The following is an 18,194-nucleotide window of genomic DNA, read 5'->3' on the forward strand; positions in this document are numbered from 1 at the left end:
CCCCACCGCGTCGGCGGAGCGCTGCCCCCCGCCGGGGGATGCCCCGCAGTGCCTCCGCGCGCCCCGGATCAGGAGATGTGCATGGACGCAGCAGCGGCCTTCCGGGCCGACCTGGAGACCTTCGTCACCGACATGGCATGGACGTTCACCACCCACGGCGGCCGCAGCGCGGCGGTGGTCTGGCCGCGCGGCGAGGACACCGTCGTCCTCGCCCTGGCCACGGCCCACGGGCGGCCATGCGCGGCCGGGCGGCACCCGGCGCTCGACTTCGCCGAACGCCTCGGCACGCTCGTCGGCCGCGGGGCCCGCGCCGCCTACAACACGGTCCCGGCCGGGGACGGCGTCGAGGAGACCCCGGTCGCGGCCGACACCTTCCTGCTTCAGCTGCGCGGGGCCGTCGAGGCGCGCCTCACCCCGCTCGGGACGGACTGGCCCGCCGGAGTCGGCCCGCTGCGGCACCGGCTCCGGGCGGGCGAGGTCCTCTACCTCCCGGCCGGGTTCAACCGGGCGCTGTCCGCGCGGAGTCAGGCGCTCGTGCTGGAGCTGACCCTCTCGCCGCGGGAACCGGACCGGGTGGCGACGAACCGCAGTTCGCTGGTGTAGCGGGCGCCGGAGGCGTCCGGTAGCCACAGCCGGTCCGGCCCCGGGTGCATCTCCGTCAGGGTGACGGTGGCGTCCGGTCCCTCCGGCACCGCGCGGAGCGTCCTGGCCATCAGGTTGACCAGCGCGAGACTGCCGAAGTCCGCTGCCATCGGCTTGAGTTCCTGCGGCACCCGGTAGAACACCCGCTCCGGCAGGCCCAGTTCGGCCCGCCACCGGCGGGCGGCGGCGAACCGGGCGGCCTCGTCGGTCTCGCGGACCCAGGCCGGTCCGGCGGCCGGCACCGACCAGGACTCCCGGGCCACCACCAGCCGGCCGACGGTCACCCGGGGCCGGTGCGGTGCCGGCGCGAACGGGCTGAACGCGCCGGCCACCGCCGCGCTCAGGAACTCGCCGAGCGCCTCCGACAGCGTGATGCGCGTGCCGTCGTCGGCGCGCACCACCAGCCCTTCGCCCTCCCGGTGCACCAGCAGCCCGCCCGCGGGCAGCGGTGTCCCCGGCACCTCGGCCGCGTCCTGCCCCTCCGCCCACGACCAGTAGCGGTACTCCGGTGACAGCAGCGCGGACGGCGGCGCCAGCCGGGAACTGACGAACAGCGAGTCCTTCGGCGGCACGGCGTACACCCGGCGGCCCGCGTGATCGGCCTCCGCCGCCCGCAACAGCCGCTCCGGTTCGGGGTGCCGGTCGACGAAGGCGCGGCCCTCCACGGTGTTGACGGCCACGTGCAGTTCGCCGAGGACACCCTCCCAGTCGCCGGCCGCGACCGCCTCCGGGCCCGTCGCCGCGATCATCAGGTCGGGGCAGTGGTGCGTCGCGGCCGCCCAGGGCAGCGGTCCGGCCGGGAACTCCCGCGCCACGGCCGCGGCGAGCGAGGCGGCGTCCACCGTGCAGCGGGAGGCGTCGGGCAGCGGCAACACCCGCCGCCACCGCTCCTGGAACTCCGCGACGGCCCGCTCGACCGGCGGGGGCACGCTGCGGTGGCCGGTGGACAGCCGGTCGGCCGCCAGCGCCACCAGCCAGGCCAGCGGGACCCCCGTGCGGCCGGTGCGCCGGGTCTCGCGGTCGTACAGCGCCTCGAACAGCTGTCGGTAGCCGTCGGCGGCCCGTCGTACGAGCCAGTCGGCGCTGTCCAGGAGCAGGCCGAGCGGTTCGGCCAGTTCCGACAACAGCGAGGGACCCAGGCCGACCTGGACGTCCCGGGCGGTGTCCTCGTAGACCAGGGTGCGGCCGGCGTAGTCGGCGCCCGCGCGACGGGTCGCGTCCCGGGTGGTGATCTCCTCGAACGCGCCACGCAGCGCGGTCAGCGCCGGGTCCAGCCGGTCCGGGTCGCCGGCCGCCGCGGCGACGTCCTCCCGGAGCCGCTCCAGCCGGTCCACCGGTGCGAGGACGCGGGCCCGCACCTCCGGGTCGCCGATCCGGGCCAGCGTCCGGCGCAGGGTGCGTTCCGGGCGGGCCTCGACGGGGCCGGTGAGATCGAGGCGGAGGACGCCCTCGTCGTGCAGTCGTACCAGGACCGGGAGGGCGGCCCGGGGGCCGCCGGGGGCCGCGGCGGACACCTCGGCGGCGGTGCGCCGGCCGTCGCACAGGTCCAGCAGGGCCAGTTCGGCGTCGGTGAGTTCGCGCGGCGGGCGGCGCGGGCGCAGCAGGGTGCGTCCGCGCCGGGCGTGCGAGGTGACCGGGCGCGGCACCAGCCAGGGCAGCACGCCGGGCATCCGGGCCACGGTGGCGGCCAGGGCGTCCACGGCCCAGTTCTCGAAGAAGGTGTGCCGCTCGGAGGTGAGCGCCGGGCCCGGACGCACCGTCAGCGGGGCTCCGCCTTCGGTGCAGCGGGCCCATCCGACGGGCCCGAACCAGCCGATGGTGTCGTTCTTCAGGGTGTAGCGCTGGAGATAGGAGGCGACCACGCGTTCGTTGCGGCGGCCCTGCGCGTTGCGCGGGCCGCCCGCGGCCGCCTTGTCCAGATGGTGGTGGACCACGGCCTGGTTCTGCCAGAGCACGGCCTCCCGGAAGCCGGGCGACCCGGCCGTGCGGGCCACCGCGGCGCGCAGGTCGTCGACGGCCCGGTCGTAGGCGTGCCGGTAGTCGGCCGCGGCCGTGGGGTCGCCGCCGGCCGCGAGATCGGCCGCGGCGGCGAGGGCGGGACTGGCGAGGGCCGTGAGGTCGGAGGCGGGGAAACCGGCGCCGCGCAGCATCACGTCGCGCCACACGGACCAGCCGGTCGAGCCCAGCGGGGCGAGGTGCCCGGAGTGCGCGGGGTGCGCGGGCGGGGGTTCCCCGGCCCGGGAGGCCAGCTCGGTGCGCTCCCGCCCGGTGGCGGCCGACCGCAGCCGGGCCTCGAACACCCAGTGCGTGACGGGGTTGCCGCGGCTCCACAGCAGCCGCCCGCCGGCCAGGGCGTCGCCGCGCCCGGCCAGTCCGGCGTGCCAGGCGCGGAACTCCGGGGACCGCCACAGGGCGAGCGGGACGTGCCGGTCGGCGCCCTCGCGGCGGTCGCCGGGGCCTGCCAGGTCGAGGGCCGCCGCGACCGCGCCGGGCAGGTCGTGGGCGACCGGGACGCGGAGCAGCTCCGCGAAGTGCAGCAGGTACTCGTTGCGCTGGGCGTCGGGCGGCGAGCCGAGCACCGCGCGCCCGCAGTCGTGCCAGGCGCCCCACTTCACGTTGGTGACCAGGCCGGGCAGGGTGGCCAGGTCGCGGGGGACGTAGAAGAGGATGGCGTCGGCCGCGTGCATCGCCGCCTCCTCCCAGGCCACCTGCTGCGGGTACGGCGGTTCGGACCCGCCCTCGGGAGCCTCGGGCAGGAAGACGGCGAGCCGGCCGTCGCCGGTCCAGTGCTCGCGCAGCAGGCGTTCGGCGTGGGGCCGCCAGGACTCCAGGGCGGGGTCCCGGGGCGTGGGGCCGCACAGGTAGAGGGACACGGACCAGTGCTCGGGCCAGGGTTCGCCTACGTGGACCACGGTGACGTCGCCGGACACGGGGGCTCCTCTCGGAAGAGCGGAAGGCGGGAAGCGGGACGGGGGCAGGACGGGACGGGGCAGCGGGGAGGTGATCGAGCCCGGCGGCCGGGCGCGGTCCGGGCGGCGCGGTGCGGGCGCCGCCCGGGGACGGGTCAGCCCCGGCCGCCCGGGGCGGGGGTGGCCCGGTCGGCGAGGGCCCGCATGTCGGGCAGGTCGAAGACGTCCTCCACCTCCAGGTGGAAGCCCTCGGCACGCACGAGCGCGGTAAGCCGGAGCGCGGTGAGGGAGTTGCCGCCCAGGTCGAAGAAGTTCTCCTGGCCGCCGACCGCCCGGTGGAAGATCTTCTCGGCCGCGGCGAGCACCGCGCCCAACGCCGGCCCCGGCGCCCCGCCCGCGGCCCCGGCGCCGCGCCCGCCCGCCGCGCCGGGGCCGTCGGCGGAGGCGGCGCACGGACCGGGGTCGGGCACCGGCCCGTCCGCCGCGCCCGGACCGTCGGCGGAGGCGGTGCGCGGGCCGGGGTCGGGCACCGAGCCGTCCGCCGTGTTCGGGCCGTCGGCGGAGGCGGTGCGCGGACTGGGGGCGGGCGCCGGGCCGTCCGCCGTGCCCGGGCTATCGGCGGAGGCGGTGCGCGGACCACGGTCGGGCACCGAGCCGTCCGCCGCGCCCGGGCCGTCGGCGGAGGCGGTGCGCGGGCCGGGGTCGGGCACCGGCCCGGGCGTCCCGGCGGCGGCCGCCTCGCAGGCGGCCCGCACGGCGAGCCGGTCGGTCTTGCCGTTGGTCAGCCGCGGCAGGGCGTCCAGGACGACGAGTTCGGCGGGCAGCATCGCCTCCGGGACCTCGGCCGCAAGCCCGCGCCGGGCGTCCGCCGGGTCGAAGGAGGCGGATCCGGCCACCGTGACGGCGGCGGCCAGCCGTACCCGCTCGGGATCGTCGGCGTCCAGCACCACGGCGACGGCCTCGCGGACGCCGGGCAGGGCCAGCAGCCGCTGCTCCAGTTCGCCGGGTTCCACGCGGTGGCCGCGGATCTTCACCTGGTCGTCGTCGCGTCCCCGGAAGTACAGGAGCCCGTCCGGGCCCGAGCACACCAGGTCACCGGTGCGGTAGGCGCGCGCCCCGCCGGCCGTGGCCACCGGGACGAACCGCTCCCGGGTCGCCTCGGGGCGGTTCAGGTAGCCGGCCGCCACCGAGTCGCCGAGGACGAGCAGTTCACCGACGACGCCCTCGGGCACGTCGTTCCCGTGCGGGTCGGCCACCAGCACCCCGCTGTTGGGCAGCGGCCGGCCCAGGGGCACGTCCGCGCCCTCGTCGCCGCGGACCACGTGGTAGGTGGCCCACACGGTCGCCTCGGTGGGGCCGTACATGTTGACGAAGACGGTGTCCGGGTAGGCCGCGCGCAGCCGTCGCAGGAGCGTGCCGGGCAGCCGTTCGCCGCCGAGCAGCCAGTAGCGCGGCGCGACGTCCCAGCGGCCCAGCGGGTGGCCCAGCTCCCGCGCGGTCAGCAGTTGGCCGGCGCGGGCGGGCGTGCACTGGCGGTGCTCGAACGGGCGCCGGTCGGCCGGGTTCTCGCGAGCGTCGGGCGAGCGGAGCTGGACGTGCCGGCCGTGGGTCAGCGGCCAGAACATCTCGACGAAGGAGATGTCGAACGACGGCGAGGTCTCGGCCAGCCAGTCCCCCTGCGCCGCGCCGGGCAGGGCCCGTGTCATCGCCCGCAGGAACCCGGCCAGGTTGTGGTGGGTGACGGTCACGCCCTTGGGGCGGCCCGTGCTGCCCGAGGTGTACATCAGATAGGCGGGCTCGTCCGGTCCGGGACGGCCGCCGGGCGGCACGGTACCGCCGTCCGGTCGCGGGGGCAGGGCGTCGGTGGTGAGGACGTCCCGCTCGGGCGTCCCGGCCAGGAAGGGGGCACCGGCCGTGCCGGGGCCGCACACCACCAGCGCGGACGCCGAGTCGGCGAGCACGAACCGGTTGCGTTCGGCGGGGCCACGGGGGTCCACCGGCACGTAGCACAGGCCTTCCTGCCAGACCGCCAGCGCGGTCGCCACCTGCCAGACGTCGTGGCCGCAGGCGGCGGCGACCCGGGCGCCCCGGGGCAGCTCCCGGGACCGCAGCGCGGCCCGCACCCGGACCACGGCGTCCGTCAACTCGTCGTAGCGCCACGCACGTTCGCCGTCGCTGACGGCCGGGGCGCCGGGCGCGAGGGCGGCGGCGCGCTCGACGAGTTCGACGACGGAGGGCGCCGGTGCGCCGTCCGTCGGCGGGTGGCCGCCGAGGCGCCGCCGCACCTCGGCCGTGCTCGCGCTGTCCAGCAGCGCGAAGTCCCCCACCCGCAGCTCGGGCCGCGCGGGCAGCTCGGTCAGGGCCCGCACGACGGCCGAGGCGAGCTGCGGGGCGGGCGGCCAGGGGACGAGCCCGCTGCGCCAGTCGAAGAGGACCAGTCCGTCCTCGGGGCCGAGCACCACTTCGACGTTGAGCGGGGCGCCGGGCTCCGCGGACCGCCGGGCGGCCGTCGCGCGCTCGTCGGTGCCGGGCGGCAGGGAGCCGTCCCGGAAGGCGAGCACCAGGTCGGCGTAGGCACGGCTGCCGGGCCGTCCGGGGCGGGCGGCTCCGTCCGCCGCGGCGAGGTCGCCGACGGACGCGAACTTGCGGCCGTGCAGGGCCAGTGACTCGGCGCGGACCCGGTCGACGAGTTCGCCGAAGGTGTCGCCGACGGAGCAGGGGATTGTGGTGGGCACCACGTTGAGGTAGAGGCCGACGGCGTCGAAGCCGACCCCCCGCAGGTCGCGCAGGGTCATCGGCACGCCGACGACGGGGGTGCGGTCCGGCGCCAGCCGGTGCAGCGCGGCCAGGACGGCCGCGTGCGCCACGGAGACCGCGGAGGCGCGGGCCCGCCGGGCGGCCCCCCGCAGCGCGGCGACCGTCCCGGGTTCCAGCCGCACCGCGTGGTGCGCGCGCTCCCGGGGGTCCCCGCCGGGACGGCTCAGCAGGGGCGCGTCCGCCGCGCCGGGGCCGGCCGGCCGGGGCGGCGCCGGGTCGCGCGGGCGCGGGGGCAGCTCCCTGCGGGACGCGTCCAGCAACGCCTCCTGGACGCGCCGGTAGTGGTCCGCGTCGTCCTCGGGGACGGCGTCGGGGTGCGCGAGGAAGTGCCGCAGCGCCCGGCCGACGAGCAGTACGGAGTGCTCGTCGACGAGAGCGTGGTGCACACGCAGGGCCAGCACCGGGCCGCTGCCCCGCAGGTCCAGACGGGCCGTCAGCAGGACGGGCCCGAACGGGTCGAGACCGTCGGCGTCCGGGTCGTCGTCGCCGAGGGTGACCCGGGCGGTCTCCTCGGGCAGGTCGTCGTAGCCGCGCAGCTCCTGCACCAGCCGGTCGGGGGTGTCGTGGAAGCGGACGCGCAGGGCCGCGGCCGAGCGCAGCAGGGCGGTCCAGGCCCGCTGGACCTCGGCGAGGCCGGCCACGGCCGCCGTCCCGCCGGTCTCCTCGCCGGCCAGCGGGATGCGGACGGGCAGGGTGCCGACGCGGTGCCGGTCGGAGAGCAGCGAGGCGATCAGCTGGGCCGCCTGGTGCGGGGTCGCCTCCAGCGTGGGGGCCGGCCGCGGGGCGGAGTTCGTCGGCCGTGGGGCGGAGTTCATCGGGTCTCCTCGTCGGCCGCCGTGCCGCCGAGCACGGAGCCGATCAGCCGGTGGGCCAGGTCCAGCCGCTCCGCGCGGGGCAGCGGCGCGAGCGCGGGCCACAGCAGGTCCAGGGCACCGCTCCGGCCGGGGCCGCCGGCGAAGGGACCGGCCGGAGCAGGCGCGGCGGCCGGGTCCGCGGACGCGGTGGACCCCGGCGCGGGCGCCGTGCCCCGTCCCCGCTCGGCCAGTTCCGTCAGGCGGCGCTGGTCGACCTTGCCGCTGGTGTTGTACGGGAGGGTCTCCAGGTGGTGGATCGTCAGGTGCCGCAGCTGGGCCGGCAGGGCCGCGCGGATCGCCTCGTCGGTCGGGTCCGGGGCCGTGCCCGGGGCGAGGGTGACGAACAGGTGCAGCCGGGGCCCGGCGGCCGAGTCGACCGTGAGCGCCACCGCCTGCTCGACGCCGGGCCTGCGCAGGGCGACCGCCTCGGCCTCGCCGAGTTCGAAACGCACCCCGGCCAGCTTGAACTGCCGGTCCCGGCGCCCCGAGTAGTGCAGCCGGCCGGCGCTGTCGAGGTGGACGACGTCCCCGGTGCGGTACACGACCGCGCCGTCCTCGGAGTGCGGGTCGGCGACGAAGCGGGCGGCGGTCTGTCGGGGCGCGTGCGCGTAGCCGGTGGCCACACCGTCCCCGCCGACCCACAGTTCACCCTGCTCGCCCGGTGCGGCGAGGGCGCCGTCGGGGGTGACCACACGGGTGTAGCCGTACGGCAGGGCGCGGCCGATCGGGGGCAGTCCGGTGCCGCCGGGGTCGACCCAGCCGGCCGTGGCCACCACGGTCGTCTCGGTCGGGCCGTACATGTTGAGCACCTCGAACGGCACGTCCTCGGGGAGGGCGTGCAGCCGGTCGCCGCCGGTGGAGATGCGGTCGAGCCGGCTGCCGGCCGGCTTCGGCACCCGGGCGAGGAGTTCGGCGATGGGGGTGGAGACGAAGGCGTACTCGACTCCGGTCTCGGCGAACCAGCCCGCGAGGCGCTGCGGGTCGGCGCGGATCCCGGCGGGCGCGAGCCGGATGCGCGCGCCGGCGTACAGCCCGGACCACACCTCGAACGCGGAGGCGTCGAAGGCGGCGTTGGCGAGCTGGCCGACGACGGTGTCGGGGCCGAGCCGCAGTTCGCGGACGGCCCAGTCGGCGAGCCGGTCCAGGGCGGGCCGGGGCACCATCACGCCCTTGGGCTCGCCGGTGCTTCCGGAGGTGAACATGACGTAGGCGGGGGCCGCGCTGTCGGTGTCCGGCGGGGTGTCCGGTTCGGCGGGCGCCGCGGGCCACTCGTCGACGAGGGCGGCCCAGTCCACCAGGCGGGGTGCGGCGTCGGGCCCGTCGAGGGCGGCGGCGCGCCCGGCGGGGACGCCGGGCAGCCGGACGACGGTGGTGCAGCGGGCCTGGGCGACCATGGAGGCGAGGCGTTCGTCGGGCTGGCCCGCTTCCAGGGGGACGTAGGTGCCGCCGGCGTGCAGGACGGCGTAGGCGCAGGCGAAGAAGTCGGGGGAGGCCGTCCCGAGGAGGCCGACGACCTCGCCGGGCCACTCCAGAAGCTGCCGGGCGGCCTCGCCCCAGGCCGCGAGCCGGCCATAGGTGATCCGTCGTTCGCCGTCGTCGAGGGCGACCGCGTCCGGGTCGGCGGCGGCGCGCCCGGTCACCCGGGCGACGAGCGCCGCGGCGGGCTCGGTCCGCCGCTCGGGCAGCAGCTGCACCCAGGTGCGCAGCCATTCCAGGGTCCCGGTCCACAGCGCCCACAGGTCGTCGCGGCCGACCGCGCCGTCCTGGGCCTCCATCAGCAGTTCGACGCGGGTGTCGTCGCCGGTGCCGGAGGTCACGGCCACCACGTTGACGGGGAACTTGGCGGCTCCGTTGAAGACACCGAGCTGGACGCGGGCGGTGGCACCGGCCAGTTCGACCTCGCGCTCGACCTGCTGGTGCATGCTGAACGCGGCCCGCACCACGGCGCCGTCACCGCGTCCGTCGGTGCCGCCGACGGCCTGGACGACGTCGGCGAGGGGCACGGCGGAGGAGTCCATCGCCTCACGCAGGGCGCCGCGGGTACGGCGCAGAGTGGCCTCGGGCAGCTCGCCCGGGCGCCGTTCGACGACCACGGGGACCGTGGACACGAACATGCCGACGGTGTCCTCGTGGCCGGGCGGGCGGTTCTCGACGGCGCTGCCGAGGACGGCGGCGCCGACCCCCTCGTACTGGGTGAGTGCCTGGGAGAACGCCGTGAACAGGGCGGTGAACAGGGAGACCGACGCCTTGCGGGCTCCCTCCCGGACCTCGCGCAGCAGGGCGGGCGGCACCGGCAGCCGCAGGAAGGTGTCCCGGCCGGTGGGGGCGAGGCCGCCGTCCAGGATGCGGCCGGCGGCCTTCGCGGTGCGCTCGGCGACCTTGCGGACCTCGGCGGGGTCGGCGGGGGTCTGGGCCGCGGCGTAGCCGAAGTAGCGGGTGTCGGGCGTCCCGGTGTCCTCGTGGAGGCTGCCGAGCAGGGCGACGAAGGACTTGCCGTCGTGGATCAGGTGGTGCTCGGTGTGCACCAGCACCGCGCGGCCGTCGGGGAACCGGGCCAGCACCCAGCGCAGCAGCGGGCCGGTCCGCAGGTCGAAGGGGCGGTCGGCGCCGCTGAGGCGGACGAGTTCCTCCGGGGAGACGTGCGCGTCCGGGAGGTCCACGACGGTGAGGTCGGTCTCGGCGTCGGTGACGTCGGCGGCGGGCACCACCTGCCAGGGTTCGCCGTCGTCGAAGACCAGCCGGGTGCGCAGCACCGGGTGGCGGCGCAGCAGGCCGCGCAGCAGCTCGCGCAGGGCGGCGGGGCGGGGGACCTCGGTGAAGTGGAACAGGGCGTGGAAGACGTAGCGGGAGGAGTCCGGGTCGAGCAGGGACTGGTACCAGATCACCCGCTGCTGCCAGGTGAGCGGTGCCCGGTCGGCGGGGGCGGCCTCGGCGGGACCCGCGGCCGGGTCGGTGCGGGGGCGGTCGGCGAGCTCGTCCAGGAGGTGCCGCACGCTGGAGGCGTTCAGCAACTCGTGGGCCCCGACGTCCAGTCCGTGGGCGCGGCGCATCCGCACGGTGAGCTGGGCGGCGTCCAGTGAGCTGCCGCCCATGGCCGCGAACGAGGTGTCGAGCGGTTCCCCGGGGGCGAGGCCGAGGGTCTGCCGTACGTCGTCGGCCAGGCTCTCCACGAGGGCGTCGGCCGTGTTCGTTGTCATGCGTCGCTCTCCTTCATGAGTGTCGTTCGACGGCGCCGGTCCGTGCCGGAGGCGGGGGCTCGTCGGGCTGCGGTGGTGGGACGTGGTGCGCGGGGTCGGGTCGCAGGGCCAGCCGGACGGCCAGCAGCAGCACCGGTACGGCGGTGAGGGCGACCAGCACGGCCGCGGAGGCCCAGCGGGCCGCGAGGCCGAGGGTCAGGAAGACGGCGAGGGCGACGGCCTGGGCGCCGAGCCCGGCGACCGAGGTGACCGTGGCCCGCGCGGGTCCGGAGATGGCGTGCTGGAGCCGGGTGTCGGCGACGATCTGGGCGAGCCGCAGCACCCAGTAGAACGCGGCGATGCCGAGGAACCCGGCCGGGCGGCCGGTGAGCGCTCCGGCGGCGAGGGCCGCGCCGCCCGCGCCGAGCAGCACCGCCAGCAGGCGGTCGCCGGTGCCCGCCATGCGTCCGCCGGCGAAGCCGCCCGCCGCCATCGCCGCCCAGGGCAGCAGCAGGAGCAGCGGTACGGCCGCGGCGGGCGTGCCGGCCTCGCGGGCGAGCACCGGAAGGTACTCGTCCACCACGCCGAGGCCGGTGAGGGCCGCGGCCAGCAGGACGGCGGAGCGCACCCGCGGGGTGCCGCGGGCTTCGGCGAGCCCGGCGCGCAGCAGGGCCGGATAACCCTGCGGTTCCGGTTCCGGTTCCGGTTCCGGTGCGGGGACCGGTTCCGGCACGGGGGCCGGTACCGGGCCCGGGGCCCGGCGGCCCAGGCCCAGGGCGGTGGGGACGGCGAGCAGGGTGAGCAGGACGGACACCCAGCCGGTGGCGGGGTAGCCGCCGAGCAGGACCAGCGGGGTGGCGGCCAGGGAGCTGGCCGCCACCGAGCACGCCTGGACGGCGGCCACCCGGCTGCTGACCCGGGCGTACTGCCCGGCCCGGCCCTCGGCGGCGAGGCCGTCGTAGAGCAGGGACTGGAGCGTTCCTGAGGTGAGGGCGGTGCCCGCGCCCCACAGGACGAATCCGGCCGCGAACGAGCCGAGCGAGGGCAGCGCGGTCCACAGGGCGAACCCGGTGCACTGCGCGAGCGCCGCGGCGGCCAGCACGCGGTGGCGGGGGAAGCGGTCGGCCAGGGCCCCGGAGGGCACCTCGCAGAGGAAGGTGGTCACCGTCCACACCGCGAAGAGAACCGACAGTTCTCCCGTGGAGACCCCGTGCGAGGTCATCAGCAGGGCGTAGACGGCGTGCAGCGGGAGGAGTTCGGTCAGGCCGGTGTACAGGTACACGAGGCCGACGCGGAAGGGGCCGGAGGACGGCGGCTGGGACATGCGGACCTAATAAGGCATGGAAGGACGCTAGCACGAAGGCGTCCGGCGGACAGGGTGGTCGGGCGGGTGCGGGCCGGGGTTCAGTCGGTGCGGCGGATCAGGAACGGGCCGAGGGCCAGCGCGTCCAGCGGGCTGCGGGCGAAGGTGGCGAGGGCGTCGGAGGGGGTCCACACGACCGGCTCGTCGCGGCCGTTGAACGAGGTGTTGAGCACGACGGCATGGCCGGTGTGCTCGGCGACCCGGCCCAGCAGCCGGTGGTAGAGCGGGTCGTCCTCGGCGGTGACGGTCTGCGGGCGGGTGGTGCCGTCGACGTGGATCACGGCGGGCATCGCGTCCCGTCCGGCGTCGGGCACCGGGGTGGTGACGATCATGTAGGGCAGCGGTGTGCCGTCGCCGAGCAGCGTGGGGGCCTCCTCCAGCCGCATGCTGGGCGCGAACGGCCGCCACCACTCGCGGTCTTTGACCGTGAGGTTGATGCGGTCGCGTTTGGCCACCGGGAACGGCGCGGTCACGATGGAGCGGTGGCCCAGGGCCCGGGGACCGCCCTCGCCGCGTCCCTGGTGCCAGCCGACGATCTGGCCGCGGCCCAGCAGCCCGGCGACCGCGTCGGCTATGTCCTCGTGCTCGGTGTGGCGGACGCCCTGCTTGTGCAGCACCCGGCGGACGGCGTCGGCGTCCCACTGCTCGCCCCAGGCGAGGGTGCCGGTCATCGGCGTGATGGTCTCGCCGTGCTGGGCGGCCACCCAGCCGGCCGCGCCGAGGCTGACGCCCTGGTCGCCGGCGAGCGGCTGCACGAACAGGTCGCGCACCTCGGGCAGCCGGGCGAGCTTGCCGTTGAGGGTGGCGTTGAAGCCGACGCCGCCGGCCACCATCAGGGTGTCCTGTCCGGTCTCGCGCAGCAGCCGGCGGGCCATGGCGATGACCGAGCGCTCCAGGGCCTCCTGGGCGGTGGCCGCGAGGTCCCGGTAGTCGTAGGGGTCGCGTTCGGTGCGCCGGACGTAGCGGCCGCGCTCCCGGTCGTAGTGGCGGCTGGTGCGGTTGGGCGGCAGCGCGCTGGTCTTCTCCAGGTGGGCGAGCCACAGCCGCAGGGTGTCCGCCTCCTCGTCGGTGCTGCCGGTGGACAGCAGGGTGCGCGGCACCGGTCCGACGGCGTACCCGTCGTCGTGGAAGCTGAGGCCGCCGCCGAAGGTCGGGTCGCCGGGGGTGCCGTAGGGGGCGAGGCCCATGGCCTTGCCGGCGGCGTCGGCGCCGAGGCCCGCGTACGCGCAGACGGCGGCGTAGAAGTAGCCCAGGGACCAGCCGGGCGGGACGGCCTCCAGGACCTTCAGCTCGCCGCCGACGGCCGAGGCGAGCGTGGCGCTCTCGCACTCGCCCTGGCCGTCGAGGACCAGGACGGCGCCCTGGTCGCGGCCGGAGAAGCAGTAGGCGCTGGCCGCGTGGGCGGTGTGGTGCGGGACGAAGACCAGCTCGGGGTCGCGGCCGCGGGGGAAGAACTCGCGCGGGAACAGGAAGTCCAGGGCCCGCGCGCTGTCGGGGAACCAGTCCAGGCCGCGTCGGGTGAGCAGCGAGGGCATGTCCCAGCCGTGGGCGACGACGTCGATGTCCTCCAGGGCGAGGCCGCCCTCCTGGAGGCAGAAGGCGGCGGCGTGCAGCGGGGCCTCGCCGTAGCCGTGCTTGTGCCGGGTGAAGCGTTCCTCCTCGGCGAACGCCACCACCTTCCCGTCGACCAGGAGGCAGGCGGACCCGTCGTGGCTCGCGCCCGGCCAGCCATTCACACCGAGAATTCGCATGGCAAGTCATTCCCTTCGAACGGGCCATGGGCCCGGTAATTGACGGACGACGACCGGTGCGCTAGAAATTAGCAGCGATACCGCGCCGAAGAAATAGGCGCCGGCCTCTTTCCTTTTCCCCGACCGCACCGGACGTAAAACCGCCGGTCAGCCCGGTCGCTCTGCAGAGTCTCCCGTTTTTCTGCATGCCTCGAAAACCGCTGGACACATTCCGATTTCCACGCGCGAGAAACCAGAAGAAAGGGCACGCCGTGCTTCGTCTGATCATGCATCCGGACAGCACCGCCGACGTTCCCGACGAGGCGGACGTCCCGGCCGAGGACTTCCACCAGAGCGCCGGCCGGTTCCGGCTGCTGTCGGGGCGCGGCGATCCCGTCCGCCTGCTGCGCGCGGGCCGTCCCGGCGGCCGGTGGGCCGCGGCACTCCTGGAGGACGGCGGTCAGGACGGCTGGTTCATGTGGAAGGGACCGGCCGGACACCCGGACCCCGAACTGCTGTCCGCCCTGCTCACGGGGGTTTCCCGGCTGGGCCCCGCCACCTTGGTGCTGCTTCCGGAGTGGGACTTCCCCGAGGTGCTGGCGGCAGCCGGGTACCGGCCCGCCCCGCGCTACGCCACCGGTCTCGTGCCCACCGGCGGCGGGGACGAGGCGATCCTCGCCCGGATGCGCCCGAGCACCCGCAGCCGGGTGCGCCGGGCGCTGCGCAGCGGCCTGGAATTCGCCGACGACCCAGGCCGGATCGACGAGTTCTACGACTTCTACGCACCGGCGATGATCCGCGCGGACTCACCCGACCTCGCCCCCCTCGATCTGCTGCACGATCTGCTGGAGCATCCGTCGGTCCACCTTTTCACCGCGCTGCACGAGGGCCGGGTGGCGGCCGGTTCCATATGCTTCCGGAACCGGAATTCGCTGGAGGCGCGTTTTGTGGCCACGCATCCGGAACACCGCGTCGACGGTTCGATGAACTTCGTGCATTTCGAGACCATCAGGCGGGCGGCGGCCGAGGGTCTTGAGCATTTCGACCTGAGCGGCATATCCACCGGTGAGGTGGACGGGAAGACGGCCGGGATCAACCGGTTCAAGCTCGGGTTCGGCTGCGAGGTCCTGCACTACCCCACCTACGCCCGGTCCGGAGACTGAGAGGAGACGCCCGTGCGACTCGTGATCGACCGGGACGTGCCCGTCCCCATGAGCGACGGCGTGGTGCTGCGGGCGGACGTGTACCGCCCGGACACCTCCCGTCCGCTGCCGGCCCTCCTCCAGCGGACCCCGTACGGCAAGGGGTCCTCGGCGGGGGGCCGCTCCCTGGACTGGTTGCGGCTGGTGGAGGCCGGGTACTGCCTCGTGGTGCAGGACGTGCGCGGCCGGTACGCGTCCGGCGGTGACTTCCGGCCCTTCGCCGACGACGCCGCGGACGGCCGGGACACCGTCGAGTGGGCGGCGGGCCGGGACTGGTGCGACGGGACCGTCGGCATGATCGGGCGGTCCTACGAGGGCGCCGCGCAGTGGCACGCGGCGGCCGCCGCGCCGCCCGCGCTGCGGGCCATCGCCCCGCACGTCGCCGCCGCCGACCCCTACGAGGGCTGGACGTATCTGGGCGGCGCCTTCCAGCTCGGGTTCTGTCTGCACTGGGTGCTCGGCGACCTGCTGCACGGGCAGGTCGAGCGGGCCGGCGGCACCGCCGCGGACGTCCGCGCCGTGGCCGAGGCGCTGGACGGCATCGACGCGCTCTACCGGGCGCCCTGGCGGGCGCTGCCCCTGCTGGACCGGCTCGCTCCCTACTACCGCGAGTGGCTGGAGCACCCCGGGCCCGACGCCCACTGGCGCGGGCTGGCCGCCGCCCCGGACGGGAGACGGCCCCCGGCGCTGGTGGTCGGCGGCTGGTACGACATCTTCCTGCCGGGCACCCTGCGGACACCGTCGCCCCGGCCGGACGACCGCCTGCTGATCGGCCCCTGGTCGCACTGCGTGACCGGCGGTGTCTTCCCCGAGCGGCGCTACGGACTCGCCGCCGACGAGGCGGAGTTCGACATGACGGCGGCCCATCTCGCCTTCTTCGACCGGCATCTGAAGGGCGGGACGGAGCAAGCGGGTCCGCCGGTGGAGGTGTTCGCCGGCGGGGCGGACCGCTGGATCGCCCCCGCCGGTCCCCCGGGCGCGGACAGCGTCCCGCTCGCGCTGCACCTGGACAGCGAGGGCGACGCCCGTACCCGGCACGGCTCGGGTGTGCTGCGCCACGCCCCGCCCCGCCGGGAGGTCACGGACGTCTACCGCTACGACCCCCGCGACCCCGTGCCGACCGCCGGCGGAGCCACCTGCATGACCGGCATGTTCGTCGGCGCCGACTGCGGCCCCCTGGACCAGCGCGCGGTGGAGGACCGCCCGGACGTGCTCTGCTACACCGGCCCCCGGCTGGACGCGCCCCTGACGGTCTCCGGGGAGGTGGTCGCCGAGCTGTACGTCTCCTCGTCCGCGCCGGACACCGACTTCACCGCCAAGCTGGTCGACGTGCATCCGGACGGCCGCGCGGAGATCCTCTGCGACGGCGTCGTCCGGACCGGGCACCGGGCCCGGCAGGACGGGGTGCGTCCGCCGGTCCCGGACACGGTCCACGCGCTGCCGGTGGCGGCGGGGACCGTCGTGCACGTCTTCCGGCCCGGCCACCGGGTCCGGCTGGAGGTCTCCAGCAGCAACTTCCCGCGGTTCGACCCCAATCCGAACACCGGCGGCACCCCGCTGACCCTGGCGGACGCTCCGGTGGCCACGGCCGTCAACCGGGTCCACCACGGGCCGGGCCGGCCGTCGCGGCTGCTGCTCCCGGTCTGTCCCGGTCCGCTGCCGGACGCTCACGACGCGGCCTGAGGCGACGGCTCGGGCTTCGGATCGCCGTCGCGCCGGAACACGGTGAGGTCGGTGAGCGGGACGATCCGCCGGCCGGCCCGCAGATGCGCCCGGCGCAGCCGCTCGCGCTGGGCGGGCGTCAGCTCGGTGCAGTGCTGCGGGATCGCGCGCAGCATCCTGGTGCGGGCGGCGGTCGCCGGATAACGGGGCCGCACGCCGTAGGGGTCGCGTACCAGGTGGTAGAGGGTGCCGGTGTGGAAGGCCACCTTCAGCAGGGCGTAGTAGGCGGCGGCCCCGATCCCCTTGTGGCGGGCGCACCCGGCGAGCGTCCGGGACGCCTCGTACAGCCGCCACAGCACGGGCACGGCGGGGGTGGTGAAGACACCGGTCTCCTGGGCGATGCCCTCGCCGACGCCGTAGCGGAAGTAGCTGCGCATGTTCTGGAGGCCGACCTGGGCGTCGTGGAAGATGCGGGCCTCGGGGACGTGCCGGACGGGGATGCCGGCCAGCTGGAGACGGAAGTCGAACTCCCGGTCCTCGCACCAGTGGATCAGGCCGTCGAAGTGGTAGCCGCCGATGTGCTCGACGATCGCCCGGTCGTAGATGAGCGGCGGGGACAGGGCGCTGACGTACTCGCCCTCGTCGTACTCGCGCACCCGGGCGGTGAGCCGGCTCATCAGGCTGCCGGACTCGCCGTACACCACCTGGCCCTTGACCACCGGGTCGGTGGCGACGGCCGCGGCCATCATGCGGACCACGCCGGGGGCGAAGGTGCAGTCGGAGTCCATCAGCAGCAGATAGCGCCCGCTCGCCGCCTCGGCGCCCGCGTTGTAGGCGGCGCCGAGGTTGCCCGCGTCGGGTATCTCGGTGACGGTCAGCGGCCTCGGGTGCTCGCGCAGCACCCGGCGGATCTCGTCGGTGGCGCCGTTGAGCGCCAGCACGATCTCCACGTCCTCGTCGACCGAGTCGATGCAGTCCAGGATGCGCAGGTCGTCGCGGAGCGCGATGACCACGCTGGTGCTCGCCAGCACCCGCTCGGTGCGCTCCTCGTCGGGGGTGGCCTCGGCGGCGGTCATGCCTGCTCCCCGGTGTCCGCGGCGACGCCCTGCTCGTCCTTGCGCAGCACGTAGACGTGCGTGGTGTGACCGGGGGTGAAGCCGTCGCCGTCGATGTCGCGGACCCGGACGGTGCGCAGGCCGGCCGTCCGGCCGAGCTCCTCCATGGTGAACGGGTCGACGACGTACTGCACATGGGTCTCGCGCCAGAGCAGGCCGTCCGCCCCGTACAGGGAGAGCACCGACCGGCTGCGGGCCAGCACGGGGTCCCAGCGGTGGGTGCGGTGCAGCCGGACGCCGTCGCGGGTCTCCTCGTGCTCCAGGTTCCGCCAGTCCTCCTGGAGGACCTTGCGGGAGGAGTAGTCGAAGACGAGGTGGCCGCCGGGGCGCAGGGCGGCGGCCGCGTTGCCCAGGCACTCGGCGAGGTCGGCTGCGGTCAGGTAGTTGAGGGCGTCGAAGCCGGAGACCACGAAGTCGTAAGCGTCGGGCTCGACGGTGAAGCGTGCCATGTCGCCGACGATGCGCAGCTCGGGCGGTATGCCGCCGTGCTCCAGCATGGCCGCCGAGCGGTCCAGCGAGGTGACCTCGCCCTGCGGGACCAGGTCGGCCAGCACCCGGCTGCCCATGCCGGTGCCGGCGCCGAGGTCGAGGATGCGGAGGGGGCCGGGGGCGGCCAGCTTGGCCAGCTCGGCCCCGATGCCCAGGCGCCAGGTGTCCTCGGCCATGGCGCCCTCGAACAGTTCGTAGGTGTCGGACCAGTGGTCGTACGCGGTGGTGGTCATCG

Annotated in this window: 10 protein-coding genes; 3 read left to right on the forward strand and 7 right to left on the reverse strand. The window is 76.0% G+C overall.

Features of this window, described 5'->3' with window-relative positions:
* Positions 1–81 precede the first annotated feature (81 nt).
* Positions 82–603 (forward strand): hypothetical protein, encoded by a 522-nt coding sequence (locus tag AB0G52_RS18450; protein WP_132893247.1) that lies wholly within the window; start codon positions 82–84, stop codon positions 601–603.
* Here the strand turns inward: AB0G52_RS18450 and AB0G52_RS18455 are convergent.
* From AB0G52_RS18455 to AB0G52_RS18475, 5 genes are all read right to left on the reverse strand, one after another.
* Positions 525–3,572 carry a lantibiotic dehydratase gene (locus AB0G52_RS18455; protein WP_361337287.1) on the reverse strand — a complete coding sequence of 1,016 codons (3,048 nt, stop codon included), beginning with the start codon at positions 3,570–3,572 and terminating at the stop codon, positions 525–527. The genes AB0G52_RS18450 and AB0G52_RS18455 overlap by 79 nt on opposite strands.
* A 134-nt stretch (positions 3,573–3,706) precedes the next feature.
* A complete protein-coding gene (locus tag AB0G52_RS18460; protein ID WP_361337288.1) occupies positions 3,707–7,183 on the reverse strand; it encodes an amino acid adenylation domain-containing protein in 3,477 nt (1,158 codons plus the stop codon).
* Complete coding sequence (locus AB0G52_RS18465; RefSeq protein ID WP_361337289.1) at positions 7,180–10,419, reverse strand: AMP-binding protein; 3,240 nt, start codon at positions 10,417–10,419, stop codon at positions 7,180–7,182. Before AB0G52_RS18465 ends, AB0G52_RS18460 begins: the two co-directional genes overlap by 4 nt.
* A gap of 13 nt (positions 10,420–10,432) precedes the next feature.
* Entirely contained in the window at positions 10,433–11,722 is a 1,290-nt protein-coding gene (locus AB0G52_RS18470; RefSeq protein WP_361337290.1) for an MFS transporter, read from the reverse strand.
* A gap of 80 nt (positions 11,723–11,802) precedes the next feature.
* Positions 11,803–13,512, reverse strand: coding sequence for a carbamoyltransferase C-terminal domain-containing protein (locus AB0G52_RS18475; RefSeq protein ID WP_132893239.1), 1,710 nt, complete (start codon positions 13,510–13,512; stop codon positions 11,803–11,805).
* Positions 13,513–13,763: 251 nt separating this feature from the next.
* Here AB0G52_RS18475 and AB0G52_RS18480 point away from each other — a divergent pair, with 251 nt between their 5' ends.
* Positions 13,764–14,654 carry a GNAT family N-acetyltransferase gene (locus AB0G52_RS18480; protein WP_361337292.1) on the forward strand — a complete coding sequence of 297 codons (891 nt, stop codon included), beginning with the start codon at positions 13,764–13,766 and terminating at the stop codon, positions 14,652–14,654.
* A 12-nt stretch (positions 14,655–14,666) separates the two neighbouring features.
* Complete coding sequence (locus AB0G52_RS18485; RefSeq protein WP_361337294.1) at positions 14,667–16,376, forward strand: CocE/NonD family hydrolase; 1,710 nt, start codon at positions 14,667–14,669, stop codon at positions 16,374–16,376.
* Here the strand turns inward: AB0G52_RS18485 and AB0G52_RS18490 are convergent.
* Together AB0G52_RS18490 and AB0G52_RS18495 are read right to left on the reverse strand one after the other, a co-directional pair.
* The gene (locus tag AB0G52_RS18490; protein WP_132893235.1) at positions 16,361–17,431 is read right to left on the reverse strand and encodes a glycosyltransferase family A protein; all 1,071 of its coding nucleotides are present in this window, start codon (positions 17,429–17,431) and stop codon (positions 16,361–16,363) included. The two genes, AB0G52_RS18485 and AB0G52_RS18490, sit on opposite strands and share 16 nt — an antisense overlap.
* The gene (locus AB0G52_RS18495) at positions 17,428–18,192 is read right to left on the reverse strand and encodes a class I SAM-dependent methyltransferase (protein ID WP_132893233.1); all 765 of its coding nucleotides are present in this window, start codon (positions 18,190–18,192) and stop codon (positions 17,428–17,430) included. The genes AB0G52_RS18490 and AB0G52_RS18495 overlap by 4 nt, the downstream gene beginning before the upstream one ends.
* Positions 18,193–18,194: the final 2 nt, after the last annotated feature.

It is taken from the genome of Streptomyces sp. NPDC021562 (assembly GCF_040640875.1).
Taxonomy (GTDB): domain Bacteria; phylum Actinomycetota; class Actinomycetes; order Streptomycetales; family Streptomycetaceae; genus Streptomyces.

Coding starts and splice junctions, on each gene's coding strand:
- AB0G52_RS18450 (WP_132893247.1), top strand. CDS start 82: ATGGACGCAGCAGCGGCCTTCCGGGCCGACCTGGAGACCTTCGTCACC.
- AB0G52_RS18460 (WP_361337288.1), bottom strand. CDS start 7,183: ATGAACTCCGCCCCACGGCCGACGAACTCCGCCCCGCGGCCGGCCCCC.
- AB0G52_RS18465 (WP_361337289.1), bottom strand. CDS start 10,419: ATGACAACGAACACGGCCGACGCCCTCGTGGAGAGCCTGGCCGACGAC.
- AB0G52_RS18470 (WP_361337290.1), bottom strand. CDS start 11,722: ATGTCCCAGCCGCCGTCCTCCGGCCCCTTCCGCGTCGGCCTCGTGTAC.
- AB0G52_RS18475 (WP_132893239.1), bottom strand. CDS start 13,512: ATGCGAATTCTCGGTGTGAATGGCTGGCCGGGCGCGAGCCACGACGGG.
- AB0G52_RS18490 (WP_132893235.1), bottom strand. CDS start 17,431: ATGACCGCCGCCGAGGCCACCCCCGACGAGGAGCGCACCGAGCGGGTG.
- AB0G52_RS18495 (WP_132893233.1), bottom strand. CDS start 18,192: ATGACCACCACCGCGTACGACCACTGGTCCGACACCTACGAACTGTTC.